The 16114-nt window shown below is 38.9% G+C and carries 17 protein-coding genes; 13 read left to right on the forward strand and 4 right to left on the reverse strand.

The annotated features are described in order from the left end of the window. The 3 genes from LY11_RS12600 (at position 1) to LY11_RS12610 (ending at position 2697) form a co-directional block, all read left to right on the forward strand. Positions 1 to 1467: a glutamate synthase subunit beta gene (locus LY11_RS12600; protein ID WP_111634027.1), complete on the forward strand. Its 1467-nt coding sequence runs from the start codon at positions 1 to 3 to the stop codon at positions 1465 to 1467. A 188-nt stretch (positions 1468 to 1655) separates the two neighbouring features. Next, positions 1656 to 2180, forward strand: a complete 525-nt coding sequence (locus tag LY11_RS12605; protein WP_111634028.1) for a hypothetical protein — start codon at positions 1656 to 1658, stop codon at positions 2178 to 2180. Position 2181: 1 nt separating this feature from the next. Then, positions 2182 to 2697, forward strand: coding sequence for a hypothetical protein (locus LY11_RS12610; RefSeq protein ID WP_146610843.1), 516 nt, complete (start codon positions 2182 to 2184; stop codon positions 2695 to 2697). A 52-nt stretch (positions 2698 to 2749) separates the two neighbouring features. Here LY11_RS12610 and LY11_RS12615 read toward each other — a convergent pair whose 3' ends face one another. Further along, positions 2750 to 3280 carry an RNA methyltransferase gene (locus tag LY11_RS12615; RefSeq protein ID WP_111634030.1) on the reverse strand — a complete coding sequence of 177 codons (531 nt, stop codon included), beginning with the start codon at positions 3278 to 3280 and terminating at the stop codon, positions 2750 to 2752. A 15-nt stretch (positions 3281 to 3295) separates the two neighbouring features. Then, on the reverse strand, positions 3296 to 4447 hold the full coding sequence (locus LY11_RS12620; protein WP_111634031.1) for a galactokinase: 1152 nt from the start codon (positions 4445 to 4447) through the stop codon (positions 3296 to 3298). Between the two features lie 145 nt (positions 4448 to 4592). On the opposite strand from LY11_RS12620, the gene LY11_RS12625 reads away from it, so the two are divergent. The 7 genes from LY11_RS12625 to LY11_RS12655 all read left to right on the forward strand — a co-directional run bounded on the left by LY11_RS12625 (position 4593) and on the right by LY11_RS12655 (position 10651). Further along, a complete protein-coding gene (locus tag LY11_RS12625) occupies positions 4593 to 5615 on the forward strand; it encodes an aldose epimerase family protein (protein ID WP_111634032.1) in 1023 nt (340 codons plus the stop codon). Positions 5616 to 5628: 13 nt separating this feature from the next. Further along, positions 5629 to 6198 (forward strand): NADPH-dependent FMN reductase, encoded by a 570-nt coding sequence (locus tag LY11_RS12630; protein WP_111634127.1) that lies wholly within the window; start codon positions 5629 to 5631, stop codon positions 6196 to 6198. 27 nt (positions 6199 to 6225) lie between these two features. Next, complete coding sequence (locus LY11_RS12635) at positions 6226 to 6882, forward strand: DsbA family oxidoreductase (protein ID WP_111634033.1); 657 nt, start codon at positions 6226 to 6228, stop codon at positions 6880 to 6882. 3 nt (positions 6883 to 6885) lie between these two features. Continuing rightward, entirely contained in the window at positions 6886 to 7512 is a 627-nt protein-coding gene (locus tag LY11_RS27240; RefSeq protein ID WP_111634034.1) for a phosphatase PAP2 family protein, read from the forward strand. A 154-nt stretch (positions 7513 to 7666) separates the two neighbouring features. Further along, entirely contained in the window at positions 7667 to 9535 is a 1869-nt protein-coding gene (locus LY11_RS12645; RefSeq protein ID WP_111634035.1) for a TonB-dependent receptor plug domain-containing protein, read from the forward strand. 85 nt (positions 9536 to 9620) lie between these two features. Then, positions 9621 to 10337 (forward strand): pirin family protein, encoded by a 717-nt coding sequence (locus LY11_RS12650; protein WP_111634036.1) that lies wholly within the window; start codon positions 9621 to 9623, stop codon positions 10335 to 10337. Positions 10338 to 10339: 2 nt separating this feature from the next. Continuing rightward, complete coding sequence (locus LY11_RS12655) at positions 10340 to 10651, forward strand: hypothetical protein (RefSeq protein WP_111634037.1); 312 nt, start codon at positions 10340 to 10342, stop codon at positions 10649 to 10651. 71 nt (positions 10652 to 10722) lie between these two features. On the opposite strand, the gene LY11_RS12660 is transcribed toward LY11_RS12655, so the two are convergent. Together LY11_RS12660 and LY11_RS12665 are read right to left on the reverse strand one after the other, a co-directional pair. Beyond that, complete coding sequence (locus tag LY11_RS12660; protein WP_111634038.1) at positions 10723 to 11157, reverse strand: YtxH domain-containing protein; 435 nt, start codon at positions 11155 to 11157, stop codon at positions 10723 to 10725. Positions 11158 to 11378: 221 nt separating this feature from the next. Continuing rightward, the gene (locus tag LY11_RS12665; protein ID WP_245952734.1) at positions 11379 to 11831 is read right to left on the reverse strand and encodes a DoxX family protein; all 453 of its coding nucleotides are present in this window, start codon (positions 11829 to 11831) and stop codon (positions 11379 to 11381) included. Between the two features lie 147 nt (positions 11832 to 11978). On the opposite strand from LY11_RS12665, the gene LY11_RS12670 reads away from it, so the two are divergent. The 3 genes from LY11_RS12670 to proB are packed head-to-tail and all read left to right on the forward strand — an operon-like array spanning position 11979 to position 16114. Continuing rightward, positions 11979 to 12326, forward strand: a complete 348-nt coding sequence (locus LY11_RS12670; protein ID WP_111634039.1) for a hypothetical protein — start codon at positions 11979 to 11981, stop codon at positions 12324 to 12326. Positions 12327 to 12378: 52 nt separating this feature from the next. Then, positions 12379 to 15003 (forward strand): MGH1-like glycoside hydrolase domain-containing protein, encoded by a 2625-nt coding sequence (locus tag LY11_RS12675; protein WP_111634040.1) that lies wholly within the window; start codon positions 12379 to 12381, stop codon positions 15001 to 15003. Positions 15004 to 15037: 34 nt separating this feature from the next. After that, positions 15038 to 16114, forward strand: coding sequence for a glutamate 5-kinase (gene proB / locus LY11_RS12680; protein WP_111634041.1), 1077 nt, complete (start codon positions 15038 to 15040; stop codon positions 16112 to 16114).

Below are 16114 nucleotides of genomic sequence, written 5' to 3' on the forward strand. Positions count from 1 at the left end.
ATGGGAAAAGTAACCGGATTTTTAGAGTATGAGAGAACTGCTCCTGTAAAGCAAGATGCAAAAGAGCGTTTAAAACATTACAATGAATTTGTTGTCGCGTTTGAGCAGGATCAGGTCAAACAAGAGGCTGCACGCTGTATGGATTGCGGTGTTCCATTTTGCCAGTCGGGCTGTCCGCTGGGAAATGTAATTCCTGAGTTCAACGAAGCGGTATATAAAGCGGAGTGGGAGATAGCAGCCAATATTTTATTGAGCACCAATAACTTCCCTGAATTTACAGGCAGGATTTGTCCTGCACCTTGTGAGTCTGCTTGTGTATTGGGCATCAACAAATCCCCTGTATCTATTGAAGATATAGAAAAACATATTATTGAAATTGCCTTTAATAAGGGATATATTAAAGCAGAGCCACCTTTGATCCGCAGCGGTAAAAAAGTAGCGGTAATTGGTTCTGGACCTGCTGGATTAGCGGCTGCTGCACAGTTAAATAAAGCTGGACATGAAGTAGTGGTTTATGAACGTGACGACACTCCCGGAGGCTTATTAAATTATGGTATTCCTGATTTTAAATTACAGAAGGATGTAGTAACCAGAAGGATCAGCCTGATGGAGAAGGAAGGAATTGAGTTCAAGTGTAATGCCAATGTTGGTGTTAATGTTGAGCTGAATACTTTGCTCAGAGAGTATCAGTCGATTGTTTTGGCTGGTGGTTCTACGATCCCGCGTGATTTAAATGTGACTGGCAGAGCAGCTAAAGGAGTTCATTATGCTATGGATTTCTTAAAGCAACAAAATAAAAGAGTCCGTAATTTCAGTATTGATCAGGAACCGATCCTGGCTACAGGAAAGGATGTAATCGTGATTGGTGGTGGTGATACGGGTTCTGATTGTATCGGGACTTCAAATCGCCAGGGAGCAAAGTCTGTAACTCAGTTTGAGATCATGCCAATGCCTGCCCAGAACCGTACTGCGAATATGCCATGGCCATCTTACCCGATGTTATTGAAAGTAACGAGTTCTCATGAGGAAGGTTGCAGCAGGGCATGGGGTGTCAATACAAAGGCTTTTATTGCGGATGAAAATGGCGCACTTCAGGCTTTACAGGTTGTGGATGTTGAATGGGAAATTGATGCTGTTGGCCGCCCTGTGAATTTCAAAGAGATTGAGGGTACTGTACGTGAGTTACCTTGTCAGCTGGTTTTACTGGCAATGGGATTCTTACATCCTCAGAAAGAAGGACTGCTGGAGAAATTAGGGATTGAGTTGGATAACAGGGGAAATGTGAAAGCTGAAGAAGGTAAATATCAAACTAATATCGCGAAGATTTTTACAGCTGGCGATATGAGAAGAGGACAATCTTTAGTGGTCTGGGCAATATCAGAGGGCAGAGAAGCGGCAAGAAAGGTCGATGAATACCTGATGGGATTAAGCAGGCTTCCTACAAAAGATGGTATTCCTTATGCTTAAGAAATTAAAATCAACCTTAACCAAAGTATAAAACAAGGACAAACAATAACAACTATTACTAACCAAAAAGAAGAGCCGCTCCATATTCATGGGCGGCTTTTTAATTATAATTAACTTAATAGTTTTAATAATTAATAATTATTTCTATATTAGTGTGGTAATTTTGTATTTAATCTCTGTTTAATCATATGAAAAGAACTAATACGTTGATTTTATTGTTTATGTTCTTAACATTAACTGTCTTCACTTCTTGTAAGAAAAGTATAGATCATAAAAATGATTTCGACAGGAGCCACGACTCCTGGATGAGTTTCAAAAAATCGTCTAACAATTCTTATAGTTATCAAGTCAGTTCATTATCATGGACTGGTACTAATTCTGAAACTGTGATTACTATAAAAAATGGTAAAGTCACTAATCGCTCTTATGTTTATACAATACCCGGAGAAACACAAGGTTCTCAGCCTATTGTAAAAAATGAATGGCAGGAAGATCAAAGCAAGCTGAATACACATTCTACTGGTGCGGCCACTTTAACTTTGGATGAAGTTTATCAGAAAGCAAAAACTGAATGGTTATTAAAAAGAAAAGATGCTGAAACTTATTTTGAAGCGAATAACAATGGAATGATCTCTACCTGCGGATATGTGAATAACGGCTGTCAGGATGATTGTTTTAACGGAATCAAGATTGTCTCAATCCTAGAATTATAAAATGAAAAGAAATTCTACAATCCTTTTGTTGTTAATGACCACAACAATGTCTTTATTGAGTTCCTGCATGAAAACTGAGCAGGAGCCTCTCCCGATTATAGAACCGCCAGCGATACAGATAGTTGCTTTCACAGTAGTCGGGAAAGATGATAAACAGCTGATCCAATCGAAAACGGATGTTGTTTCTCTTACTTACGTCAGTAAGGTGAGTGGCAAAGAAGTCAATATTCCCAATAGCGTTTATCAGGTGCCTGAAGGACCGTTGACTGAACCATTAAAAAAATACAATGGAATTTTCATAGGCAGTGACCTGAGACAACACGCAATCTCCAGTCAGAATACTGAAAGCGAACTCGAATTCGCTGTGAATGGAAAAAAAATAGGTATTATATCTTATGAATGTGACCTTACGCAGGGCGCTAACCTTAAAACCAAATCCTTTAAATTTAATGGGGAATCTATTGTAGCCGACGAATACAAAGAAATGCCGCCTTTATATGTGATCAAATTAAAATAGATAATTTAATAAATCAGAGAGCTCCGATTATGGAAACCTCTGATTTATTTAGTTACAACCTCAATTTAGCATAGAAATCCCATAATACGATTCCTGCAGAGATTACGATATTGAAAGAATGTTTAGTACCAAACTGAGGTATTTCAATACATTTATCAATTTGCCCCATTACCTCATCGCTCACTCCATTAACTTCATTACCAAAGATCAGAGCGTATTTTTTAGCCTGATCAGGTTTAAAAGTATTCAGCATAATACTGTCTACGGCTTGCTCAATAGCTATAATTTCATAGCCGTCTGCACGTAAATCTTTAATTGCATCCAGCGTTTCTTCATAATGTATCCAGGCAACGGACTGTGTTGCGCCAATGGCTGTTTTTTCAATCTCACGATGCGGAGGTTGTGCAGTAATTCCACAAAGAATGATTTTCTCTATAGCAAAACCATCTGCTGTTCTGAAAGCAGATCCCACATTATTCATGCTGCGCACGTTATCCAGTATCACAACTACCGGTAGTTTATCCTGTTCTTTAAATTCCTCTATACCTACACGGTTTAATTCAGCTGTCTTTAATTTCTGCATGGCGCAAAAATAGAATTAAATTGTGGTAGCTCCATTGCCAATTTCACTGCTATATATATCTGGTGCATAACCAATGTGTTCTGTATAGTAAGCGGTCAGTTTTTCCCTGAAATCTGCTTCTGCATCTTTTTTCAGCAGCGCTATTGCACAACCGCCAAAACCAGCGCCTGTCATTCTTGCGCCTGTAACTTCTGGATAGGTGGAACAGAACTCTACTACAGTATCCAGTTCTTTACCGGTAACTTCATATAAATCTTTTAATGATTGGTGTGAAGCATACATCAAACGGCCAAATTCATCCAGATCACCATTATTTAGTGCTTTTGCGGCAAGGTTTACTCTGTCATTTTCTTTAATGACGTGCGTGGCACGTTTCAAGATAGTTTCATCTTTAATCAGATGGCTGTGTAAGGCAAATTTATCAGCTGTCAGTTCACAGAGGTTATTCAGCGTAATTTCCTGATTCAGGGCTTTAAGTGCTGCCTGACATTCGGTTACTCTTTCGTTGTATTTTGATTCAGCGAGTTCTCTTGGTTTTTTCGTATTAATGATGGTTAACACGTGATCTCCAAGGTTACAGTCTACAATTTTATATTTCAGGGTATCGCAGTTCAATACAATTGCTTTATCTTTTTCTCCGAAAGCAACGGCAAACTGGTCCATGATACCGCTGTTTAAACCAATAAACTCATTTTCTACTTTCTGAGCGAGCTTGACTAGTGCCAAACGGTCATAATCCAAACCAAGATAAGCGGTAATCGCATAGGCTGTTACGACTTCGATAGAGGCGGAAGATGATAAACCCGATCCTACAGGAATATTACCAGCATATAAAAGATCAAAACCTACCGGAATCTGAAAGTTTTTAAGAATTTCGTTAAAAACTCCCAGTGGATAATTATACCAGCCTGTACCGTCTTTTTCATAAGATGGCTTTAAAGGAATAACAGCTTCTTCAGGAAAATTTACACTTTTAAAACGGATTACCTGGTCATTATTCGGGGCAAGACATAGCCATGTGCCCAACGTAATTGCGCAGGGTAGTACTAAACCTCCATTGTAGTCAATATGTTCACCGATCAGATTTACGCGGCCGGGAGTAAAATAAGTGGCCGCTGGTTGCTGGCCGTAGGTATCGAAGAATTTAGCGGATAGTTCAGATTTCATTCTTGTTTTGTGGTTTGGTTGAGCAATGGAACAACAGCTACTCGTCAAAAAACGAATTTAAACTGATTAAATGTTCATTCGGGTTTAAAATTTGCTGGTATTATTTGTAGTATTGTTATTGTAAATATCGACTAATATACGTTTTATGAAAGAAAATCAAATTAGCACCGGGCGATTTATTGATGGTAAAGAAATCTTTGCGGTAGAGCTGACCAACAGCCTTGGCAGCAAGGTGAAAATATATAACTACGGGGCTATTGTAAGTGAGTTTATTGTAAAGAATGCAGCGGGTGGGAAGCAGGATATAGTATTAGGTTTTGATGATATTGATGGTTATCTGAATGAAGATTACATGGCCAATGATTATCCTTATCTGGGAGTTGTTGTTGGGCGTTATTCTAACCGGATTAAAGACGGAAAATATAGTATTGATGGGATAAACTATGAAATGGCGCAAAGTCTTCATGGTGGTTTAACTGGTTTCGATAAAAAGGTCTGGGACATTTTACCTACCGTTGATCCAAGTTTAACACTGCAATATGTAAGTCCGGATGGAGAAGAAAGTTTTCCTGGAAATTTAACGGTTCAGCTTACATTTAAGTTATCTGATGCTGATGAATTGATTCTTGCTTATAAGGCATTTACTGATGCACCTACAGCGCTAAACCTGACACACCATACTTATTTCAATTTAAATAAAGACGGGGAGAATATAGCGAATCATTATTTAAGGATTCCTGCGAGTAATTATTTAGCACAAGATAAAGACTATGTAGTGACTGGCGCATTAGTCCCGGTAGCGAGTACGAGTCATGATTTTCTGGGTGGTAAGACTATTGGACAGGATTGGGATGTGGAAGAAGGCTATGACCAGAGTTTTGTACTGGATAAACCTTACGGTGAATTAGGATTAGCTTCGGAAACTACGGAAGCATCTTCAGGATTAAAGCTTGAAGTGTACACGACAGAACCTATTGCCCATTTTTACACTGCTAAGTATCTAAATACAGCTACTGGTAAAGGTGGAAAGGCTTATGGCCCTTATAGTGCTTTTTGTATAGAGACGCAGCATTATCCGAATAGTGTGAATGTTCCGGAATTCCCGACAACAGTTTTGCGTCCTGGACAGACTTATGCACAAACCACAATTTTTAAAGTAAGCCATTAATAGATAAATGATTATGGATCAGTTGAAAATCATTAGTGCTACAGTAAGACCAGGTAGAAAAGGGCCATTAGTGGCAGAGTGGATTGCTGAAATAGCCAGAAAAACGGGTGCTTTTGAGGTGGAGCTGATAGATTTAGGCCTGCTAAATCTGCCTTTGATGGATGAAGTCAATCATCCTGCGATGCAGAAATATGCGCATGAGCACACCAAACAATGGAGTGCTAAAATTGAACAAGCTGATGCTTTCATATTTGTAACTGGTGAATATGATTTCGGGTATCCTTCGCCGCTGAGAAACGCATTGGAATATCTATATAAGGAGTGGAATTACAAAGCTGCCGGAATAGTTAGCTACGGCGGGATTTCTGATGGAACAAGAGCTGCCAATTCATTGAAAAATGACCTGAGCACTTTTAAAATGGTACCTTTGTATGAAGCAGTGAATTTTTCTTTCTTCACAGAACTGATTAATGAGGATGACGTTTTCACACCTCACGAGCGTTCTGTAAAGGCAGCACAGGTTATGCTGAAAGAATTAGTACGCTGGACAAAGGGGTTAAAATTAATCAAGGCTGATGTATAAAAGGTTAGCCTTATAAATGAACACACAATGAAAGTAGATATTTGGTCGGACGTTAATTGTCCGTTTTGTTATATAGGAAAGAGAAAGTTTGAATTGGCATTGGAACAGTTTGAGCATAAGGATAAAGTTGAGGTAGAATGGCACAGTTTTGAGCTGGACCCAAATGCGGAGACTAAACCAGAATTAAATGCTTATGATTATCTGGCGGAGAAAAAAGGACAGACCAGAGAATGGTCTGTACAAATGCACGAGCAGGTTATTGGTGCAGCGGCTGAGGTGGGTTTAAAGTTTGATTTTGATCAGGTTGTTATTGCTAATTCCTTTAATGCACACAGATTGATTCAACTGGCCAAGTCTAAAGGGCTTGACAATGAAATTGAAGAGCAGTTGTTTATTGCACACTTTACTGAAGGAAAAAATATTGATGATTCTTCAGTTCTAATTGAAACAGGTAAAGCTGCCGGATTAAATCAGACTGATATTGAAGCGCTGTTATCGGGCAATACTTTTGCGGAAGAAGTACGTGCAGATGAACAGATTGCGCAACAAATTGGTATCAGCGGAGTTCCGTTTTTTATTATCAATCAAAAATTAGCAGTATCAGGTGCTCAGCCTCCTGCTACGTTTTTAGGGGCATTGGAACAAGCCTGGACTACGAGCGTATCAGAGGAACAGCAGTCCTAAATAATGGGTAGTCTTTTAAAAAAATACACAGTGGTATTGCAGCTTGTTTTTTGTGCTGCAATACCACTTAAATCGGCTGCTCAGGGTGGTTTATCTCCTGATAATCCAATACAGAGAATTGATAACCGGATCATGATTGATCTTTCGCAGCACAGAACACCGGAGAAAACAAATGTATTTATGTTTTTATCCAGGTATAATAACCTGGTTAATGTGGCTGTTCCTGCAGGTATATTTGCCGCTGGTGTAATTGATAATGATAAAGGAACCCGTCAGAATGCAATGTTTATTGCCAGTAGCTCTGCTGTTAATTTATTGCTGACACTGGTCATTAAGAAAATCGTGAAACGCCCAAGACCCTTTCTGGGGCAAGTTAAGATCAGTGCGGTTTACCATCCGGGACAAACTTCTTTCCCTTCCGGTCATACTTCTTCTGCTTTTACAACGGCAACTGCTTTAACCCAGGTTTATCATAAATGGTACGTGATTGCGCCTGCTTATTTATGGGCATCTTCTGTCGGCTATTCCAGAATGTATTTGGGCGTTCATTACCCTTCGGATGTAGCTACTGGTGCATTGGTAGGAACAGGTACTGCACTTTCTATGGGATTTTTAAGACCTGGACATTAAATTGATTTCTTTAAATACCTAATAATTAGTTAAGGTTACTATAAGTTAAGCTGATCTTCTGATTAAATAAATTAGATATTCTGGCTGGTTAAATAGAAGAGTTCTAAACAATGTATTCACGTATTGCCTATATTCGCTGCAATTTTAATCGAATATGAAGAAAATGATACCTATGTTGGTTACATTGTGTCTTTCTGCGGGGTATGCAGCGGCACAAAGTGACACCACAAAAAATCTAAACGAAGTGATGGTCAGAGAGAACCGCCTGAAACTTCCGTTCTCCAAACAAAATCGTAATATCTGGATAATTGATAACCAGCAAATCAAGAACTTGCCTTCAAGATCTATTAGTGAATTACTGAGTTATGTAACCGGCGTTGATGTCCGTCAGCGTGGACCGGGTGGGGTACAGGCCGATATTAGTATTGATGGCGGAACTTTTGATCAGACCCTGGTTTTAATCAATGGAGTTAAGGTTTCAGATCCTCAAACGGGTCACAACATGATGAACTTGCCAATTTCCGTAGATGACATCGATCACATTGAAGTATTAAGAGGCTCGGCATCACGCATATATGGCACTAATGCTTTAACAGGGGCCATTAACATTGTAACTAAAGCTGTAACCAGAACTGGTGTTTCTGCAAATGTATTTACCGGAAGCAGTTTTAAAAAGGATGAAGTAAGTGGAAATACCTATGCAAATTATGGTGTCCGCGCTACCGGGACTTTAGCATTAAAAGAATCCAGTCACTTATTTTCTGCCGGACAGGAAGCTGGAAATGGATACCGTTATAATACTGCTTTTAATAATCAGAAAGTCTTTTATGAAGGTAAGGTCAACGTAGGAAAAACGGATCAGCTGGAAATCACTGGTGGTTATATCCATAATAATTTCGGTGCAAACGGTTACTATTCAGCGCCTGGTGATAAAGAAGCTGAAGAGACAGTAAAAACAGCAATTGCAGCAGTAGCTTATAAAACACAGCTGACTTCTTTTTGGAGTTTGATGCCACGATTGAGTTATAGGAATAATGTTGATGATTATTTATATATCAAACAAACTCCTGATAAGTTTCATAACCATCATGTTACGCAGGTGTTAAGTGCAGAGCTAAACAATAGTTTTCAAACTGGGATTGGTGAATTTGGCTTAGGACTTGAAGCCCGAAAAGAAAAAATCAATAGTACAAACCTGGGAAAGAGAAACAGGGATAATGCCGGCATATATGGTGAGTATAAATTTGATCTGGTGAAAAACCTGCTGGTCAACGTGGGAAGTTATGTGAACTACAATTCTGATTATGGGTGGCAGGCCTTTCCTGGCATAGATGCCGGATATAACTTTTATGGAAACTGGAAGGTTTTTGTGAATGTTGGAACAGGGCAGCGCCTGCCAACTTTTACTGATCTATACTATAAAGGGCCAACTAATATTGGCAATGACCAGCTACAGCCAGAAAAATCCCGTTATGCTGAGGGTGGGATTAAGTACAATTCAACCCATTTTGTATTGAATGCTAGTGTATTTAAACGCAGGATCAATAATTTCATTGATTGGGTGAAGGATAAAACAACAGATCCATGGCAGCCTAAGAATTTTAGTGAACTGAATACCATGGGTTATACATTAAGTGCAGATTACAATACTGGTGTTCTGGAGAATTCTGCTTTCAATAGCCTGAGATTTGGTTTAGCTTATACTTATCTTGATCCTAAGGTTAAAACAACTTTACCTGAAGCCAACATTTCCCGTTATGCGGTAGAATCTTTAAAAAATCAATTGACTGCAACTGTAAATGCGGAATTTTTGAAAGTAATGGCACTCACTGTAACAGCAAGATATTGTGAACGGATCAGTTATAAAGATTATACGGTAATGGATGCAAGATTGAGTTACAAACTGAAGCGCAGCAGTATTTATGCCGATGCTTCGAACATATTCGATGTGAACTTTATACAGGCTGGCGCAGTACCTATGCCTGGTGTATGGGCAACATTGGGTTATAAAATTACTTTATAGCATTTTTATTTATTTCTTATTCTATGGTAAGATGCAGCGAGATTATTGGAAGTAAATTTGTATAACAAACCAAAAGAATAAGAATATGGCACAAATAGTTTTGCATACTGCAGCCTCAAGAGGCGGAGCAGATCACGGATGGTTAAAAAGTTATCACACTTTTAGCTTTGCGAGTTACTATAATCCTGAAAGAGTAAATTTTGGTGCATTAAGAGTTTTAAATGATGATGCAGTAGATGGGGGAAGAGGTTTTGGAGAACATCCACATGATAACATGGAAATTATTTCTATTCCTTTATCAGGATCGTTAGAACATAAAGATAGCATGGGTAATATCGGGACTATTGAGCCTGGAGAAATTCAGGTGATGAGTGCCGGAACAGGAATTTATCATACAGAATATAACAAGAACAAAGATCAGACAGTTAAATTTTTGCAGATCTGGGTATTTCCAAATAAAAGGAATGTTGAGCCAAGGTATGATCAGGTAAAAATTGATACTCCTGAAAAACCAAATACTCTGGTACAGATTTTATCGCCAAATCCTGATGATGCTGGTGTATGGATTCATCAGGATGCCTGGTTTAATTTAGGAAAGCTGGAAAAAGGAAGCCACGTAGATTATTCCTTGCAGAAAAAAGGAAATGGTGCTTATATCTTTGTTTTAGCAGGTGATATTGAGATCAATGGACAGGCATTGTCTACCAGAGACGGTTTTGGAATCTGGGACACTGATAATTTCACTATACAAGCAGCATCGGATGCTGAATTTTTAATTATGGATGTTCCTATGGAGTTCTAATTATGGAAAACAGGACAGAGATTTTAGTAGTTGGCACGCATGAAGACATTTTAAAGACTGTACTCAGGTTGTTAAATGCCGAAACTTCCTGGCATGCTGTGGGTGTTTTAGGATGTGAAGAGGCTATTGCGAAATGTAAAGCTCATACTTACGCTATAGTATTGCTTGGTGGCGGATTAACGGAACCGGAAGAGGCAAAGTTGAAAACGGAAATCAAATTAATACATCCGGCAATACATATTATTCCACATTATGGTGGTGGGAGCGGACTGCTTTATGCAGAAATTCATGGAGCATTAGGCACAACAAACTAAACCTGATTCTATAACATAAAAAAACCGGCAATAGCCGGTTTTTTTATGTTTATTATTCTAACCAGAGTAAATTAAGCATTTTCTATATCACTTTTTACAGCTTTCGCTTTATCAGTAATATCTTCTTTAGCATCATTAAGATCATCCTTTGCATCATTAAATTTAGATTTAACAGTTTCTACTGCTCTATCTTTTAAATCAACAAGTTCATCGGCCCCGTTTTGTAATTTTTCACCGTATGTCTGGTATTTATTTTTTGCAGTGTCAGCTATTTGATCCGCACCGTCTTTTAGCTTTTCTTTATAAGTCTGCAGTTTATCTTTTGCATTGTCTGCAAGATCTTTAGTTTTATCTGCTAACAGGTTCCTGGTTTCTGATCCGCTGCTTGGTGCAAATAATACGCCTAAGGCTGCTCCAACTGCTAATCCAGCTAATAAAGCTACAACAACAGGAGTTTTATCAGTTTGCTTGCCTAAGTGGTCATTAATTAATTTTTTGTAATCCATGGTAATTAGTTTTTTATGATTAAACTGTATTAATTTCAAGTTGGTAAACAGATTTGTTGTATTTATGTTTACAGATTACACTGTTCAAAAACCAGTCCATTTTGAATATTTGAGAAAAATAAATAATATAAAAGTTTTTTTTCTGTTGTCAGTATTCAATTCTACAAAAAAAACGGCCTTCTGATCAATCAGAAGGCCGCTATATCTTATCATTAAACCTGTTAGCTTTCAGAAGTAGCAGGTTTCCTAACTGTTTCAATGGACAATACACCGTCTCCTTCAATCAGAAAGCAAATTAACCCGGCCAAAACCAGGCAGGAAAGCCAGAATTCTGAATAAGGTCTGAATATTTGCTGCTGAGGGAAGTTAACGTAGAAAACTGCAACCATTAATATTGGAATAATTAATAGGCAGAACAGGCGTGTATGTGTCCCTAAAGCAATAAGCAGACCGCCAATAATATGAAGTGCTATAATTAAATGTGCAATTAAACTAATGGACACTGCTGTGCCTAAACCTGAATCTTCCATCAGGACGGTAAAAGCGTGTAAATTGAGTGCGAATGCAACTCCTTTCCAAATCAGCGTTATGCCTAAAACTATTCTCAGATAGTCCAGCCATTTCGGATGGTGGTGATCCCCCCAGTCCTGAATTTTTGATAGTAGGTTCATCATGATATTATATTTTGGTTATATCAATGTACGAAATAATCTCCTGCATAGCAAGTTATGCAAGGTTAATTATACTGCTATTATAACCATTGGATTAATATGCCTGATAACAGATTAAATTAAATAAATTTGCATCCTTATAAATTATACATGATCGAGCCAACATTATATTACGAAACCATCAACAGGAACGCAGTTCAGATTAAAGCGAAAAAACCATTTTATGACTGGATCAATTATGTAGACCCCGAATTTCCCGTAATAGATAATGATGAGGGTACCGTATACCTGATCAAGGAACAGAAAACAAAAGCCAAAATTGAAAGCTGGTTAAAGAAAAACTTTGATCAATTATTTAAAAATGAGCTTAGGGACTTCCATACAGATGAAAATGACTGGCCTCAGAAACGTACTTACAAAGTTTTTAAGGAATGGTTTACCGTTGAAATATCATCCATGATCGTTGATCTTCAGGATACTGATATTGTAAAAAGTTAAGCTATTCTGAGATCCTTTCTTTAATTCGCTTAACAATCGTTATTATTGAAATATGAACTCCAAAGATAAGCTAAATCCGGAACAGCAGCGCCTCAGCAGTCATTACAATCAGGAAACCAACTGGCTTAAGTGGGGTCCTTATGTGTCTGATCGTCAATGGGGAACAGTTAGAGAAGATTACAGCTATAATGGAGAAGTCTGGGACTATACAACTCATGACTCGGCGAGAAGCAAAGCCTACCGCTGGGGTGAGGAAGGGATAGGGGGTTTTAGTGATGACCAGCAAAATATATGTATTGGGCTGGCACTTTGGAACGGTAAAGATGCGATTCTTAAAGAACGCCTGTTTGGCCTGACCAATGGGCAAGGCAATCATGGAGAGGATGTAAAAGAATTATACTATCACCTGGACAGCAGCCCTACACACAGCTATATGAAAATGCTGTATAAATATCCCTTTCAAGCTTTCCCTTATGAATCATTGCTGACTGAAAATGCCAGAAGAAGTAAAACACAGCCCGAATTTGAATTGATTAACACAGGTTTGTTTGATCATGATGAATATGGGGATGTTTTTATTGAATATGCTAAGAATAAAGAAGAGGATCTGCTCATTAAATATACTGTATTCAACAGAAGTACAGCTCCGGTAACTTTAGATGTAATCCCTCAGCTCTGGTACCGGAATACCTGGTTTGACGGGCAACATGGGGCTAAACCTGAGATTCTGAACCAGGGCAATCAAACCTTACTCTTAAGATCTGATCTTATTGGAGATTACCATTGTTACACAGATGGTAATCCGAAATTCCTGTTTACAGACAATGAAACTAATAATCAGCGTCTTTACCAGTCTGATAATGTGAGCCGTTATGTGAAAGACGGAATCAATGAATATATAGTTAATGGCAATAAAAACGCCGTTAATCCTGATAGCCTGGGAACAAAAGCAGGGATATGGTATCATTTAACTATTCCTGCTGGTGAAAGCATTACGATCAGAATAAGGCTCAGCAAAGATAAAGTGGCTCAGCCTTTCAGCGATTTTGATGAAATATTCTCTCTTCGTCTCCAGGAAACAGATACCTTTTATGCAGTTAAACAGGTTGATACCGTTGATGCAGACGAGAAATCTATGCAGCGCCAAGCCTGGGCAGGAATGTTCTGGAACAAGCAATTCTACAGTTTTGATGTCAATAAATGGTTAAATGGTGATGCAGGGCAACCGGCTCCTCCTAAACAAAGAAGGACTGGCAGAAACTCACACTGGAAACATTTTGTGGCAAACGATATTTTATCAATGCCGGATAAATGGGAATATCCATGGTTTGCGGCATGGGACCTTGCTTTTCATTGTATCAGCTTTGCACCTTTAGATCCTGATTTTGCCAAAGAACAATTAAGATTAATGGTTAGCGCCAATTATATGCACCCAAGCGGACAGCTGCCTGCTTATGAATGGGATTTTGGCGATGTAAACCCTCCGGTCCATGCAATGGCAACGTGGCATGTATATCTTGCAGATAAAGCAGTTAAGGGCAAAGGAGACATTAATTTCCTGGTAGAGATTTTCAATAAGCTGCTGCTCAACTTTACCTGGTGGGTAAATCAGAAAGATAGTGAAGGGAACAATATTTTTGAGGGTGGTTTTCTTGGGCTCGATAATATCGGTGTATTTAACCGGAGCCAGCCAGTACCTGGCGGCGGTTTTCTGGAACAGGCTGATGGCACCAGCTGGATGGCTATGTACGCCTTGAATATGCTGCAGATCAGTATGGAACTTTCACTTCATTTTGATGTTTTTGAAAGTATGGCCATTAAATTTTCTGAACACTTTTTATATATCGCAGGTTCAATTTCCAACATGGGGGAGGATGCGATAGGATTATGGGATGAAGAGGATGGTTTTTATTATGATATGCTCAGAAAACCGGATGGATCTGCAGACAGATTACGGTTAAGAAGCCTGGTAGGCCTGATCCCAATGTTTGCCCAGATTGTATTCGACGAGAGTAAATGGGGTAAACTGCCCAAATTAAAGGAGCGCCTGGAATGGTTTATGCTGCAACGGCCGGATTTGGTTCAATTGGTAAGTCACTGGACAGATACTAAAGGAAACAACCAGCATTTACTGTCTCTGTTAAGGGGCCACCGGATGAAGTTGTTACTGAAACGTATGCTGGACCCAAATGAGTTTCTTTCTGATTTTGGTATCCGCTCTGTTTCCAAAGCTTATTGTTCCTATCCTTTTAACTATCAGCTGGATGGTATGGACTATACTGTAAAATATATTCCCGCTGAAAGTGATTCTGGAATGTTTGGTGGCAATAGTAACTGGAGAGGCCCCATGTGGATGCCTGTCAATTACCTGATTATTGAATCTCTTAAAAATTTCCAGGAATATTACACCGATGATTTTAAAGTGGAATGTCCAACTGGTTCCGGCGAGTTTCTAAGTCTTAAAGAGATCGCAGCTTTATTAAGCAAAAGGTTAAAGTGTATTTTCCTTAAAAATGATGCTGGTGAACGACCCGTATCGGGTGGGAACCCTAAATTTAACCATGACCCGCATTTTAAAGATTATATATTATTCCATGAATATTTCAATGGGGATAATGGCAAAGGGCTTGGCGCTAGTCATCAGACTGGCTGGACAGGCTTGATTGCTCTTCTTTAGTTCTTTATTTTTCAACCTTTACGCTCCATAACTTATGGCTGTTGCCTATAAAAGAATCGTTGTTAAAATCGGTTCAAATGTCCTCACTCAACCTGATGGATTGCCAGATCATGCCCGGATTGAACATCTGGTGGCTCAAATTGTTGACCTTAAAAAGGCTGGTATTGCCGTCGTTGTCATTTCTTCCGGTGCAGTTGCAGCGGGCAGAAGTATGATTAAAATATCTGAAAAGCAAGATGCAGTTGCAGCCAGACAGCTTTTAGCTTCCATCGGACAAATTAAACTGATTAATACCTACCTGTCGCTATTCGAGAAACAACAGATGTTATGTTCACAGGTACTGGTTACCAAAGAGGATTTCCGTGACCGCAAGCATTATTTAAATATTAAAAACTGTCTGTCTATTTTACTGAAACACCAGGTTATCCCTATTGTCAATGAAAATGATGTTGTATCTGTCACTGAACTGATGTTTACGGATAATGATGAGCTGGCAGGACTCGTGGCTTCTATGCTGGAAGCAGATGCCTTGATTATCCTTTCTAATGTAGATGGCATTTATAACGGAGATCCAAAGTCTCCGGATGCTACTGTGATCAGAGAGATCAAGAAAGATGATCATATTGGCGCTTTCATCAATACCACCAAATCTGGCTTAGGCAGAGGCGGAATGGTCACTAAATTAGGAATGGCACAGAAAGTTGCCAAACTGGGTATTCCGGTTTATATCGCCAATGGCACCCGAAACAATATCCTGACTGATTTAATAGCTCAAAAGGCAGATCACACTTATTTTGTGCCGGAGAAAAATACTTCGGGAAAGAAAAAATGGATTGCACATTCTGAGCATTCAGCTACAGGAAGTGTTCAACTGAATAAAGGAGCTGCTGAAGCGCTCATTTCTGGTCAGGCCCGCAGTTTATTACCAATTGGCATCACAGCAATACTTTCTTCATTTCAAAAAGGAGATATTATCCGATTATTGGATGACCAGGGAAAACTGATTGGTTTAGGGATTGCAGATTACGGCTCAGACAAAGCGAAAGAAAGAATAGGACAAAAGGGACATAAATCTTTGGTTCATTATAATTATTTTTATGCTGTAAGCTAA

It is taken from the genome of Pedobacter cryoconitis, from assembly GCF_003259615.1.
Lineage (GTDB): Bacteria > Bacteroidota > Bacteroidia > Sphingobacteriales > Sphingobacteriaceae > Pedobacter > Pedobacter cryoconitis.

Coding starts and splice junctions, on each gene's coding strand:
- proB (WP_111634041.1), top strand. CDS start 15,038: ATGGCTGTTGCCTATAAAAGAATCGTTGTTAAAATCGGTTCAAATGTC.
- LY11_RS12615 (WP_111634030.1), bottom strand. CDS start 3,280: ATGCAGAAATTAAAGACAGCTGAATTAAACCGTGTAGGTATAGAGGAA.
- LY11_RS12635 (WP_111634033.1), top strand. CDS start 6,226: ATGAAAGTAGATATTTGGTCGGACGTTAATTGTCCGTTTTGTTATATA.
- LY11_RS12605 (WP_111634028.1), top strand. CDS start 1,656: ATGAAAAGAACTAATACGTTGATTTTATTGTTTATGTTCTTAACATTA.
- LY11_RS12630 (WP_111634127.1), top strand. CDS start 5,629: ATGGATCAGTTGAAAATCATTAGTGCTACAGTAAGACCAGGTAGAAAA.
- LY11_RS12665 (WP_245952734.1), bottom strand. CDS start 11,831: ATGATGAACCTACTATCAAAAATTCAGGACTGGGGGGATCACCACCAT.
- LY11_RS12660 (WP_111634038.1), bottom strand. CDS start 11,157: ATGGATTACAAAAAATTAATTAATGACCACTTAGGCAAGCAAACTGAT.
- LY11_RS12625 (WP_111634032.1), top strand. CDS start 4,593: ATGAAAGAAAATCAAATTAGCACCGGGCGATTTATTGATGGTAAAGAA.
- LY11_RS12610 (WP_146610843.1), top strand. CDS start 2,182: ATGAAAAGAAATTCTACAATCCTTTTGTTGTTAATGACCACAACAATG.
- LY11_RS12620 (WP_111634031.1), bottom strand. CDS start 4,447: ATGAAATCTGAACTATCCGCTAAATTCTTCGATACCTACGGCCAGCAA.
- LY11_RS12645 (WP_111634035.1), top strand. CDS start 7,667: ATGAAGAAAATGATACCTATGTTGGTTACATTGTGTCTTTCTGCGGGG.
- LY11_RS12670 (WP_111634039.1), top strand. CDS start 11,979: ATGATCGAGCCAACATTATATTACGAAACCATCAACAGGAACGCAGTT.
- LY11_RS12675 (WP_111634040.1), top strand. CDS start 12,379: ATGAACTCCAAAGATAAGCTAAATCCGGAACAGCAGCGCCTCAGCAGT.
- LY11_RS27240 (WP_111634034.1), top strand. CDS start 6,886: ATGGGTAGTCTTTTAAAAAAATACACAGTGGTATTGCAGCTTGTTTTT.
- LY11_RS12655 (WP_111634037.1), top strand. CDS start 10,340: ATGGAAAACAGGACAGAGATTTTAGTAGTTGGCACGCATGAAGACATT.
- LY11_RS12600 (WP_111634027.1), top strand. CDS start 1: ATGGGAAAAGTAACCGGATTTTTAGAGTATGAGAGAACTGCTCCTGTA.
- LY11_RS12650 (WP_111634036.1), top strand. CDS start 9,621: ATGGCACAAATAGTTTTGCATACTGCAGCCTCAAGAGGCGGAGCAGAT.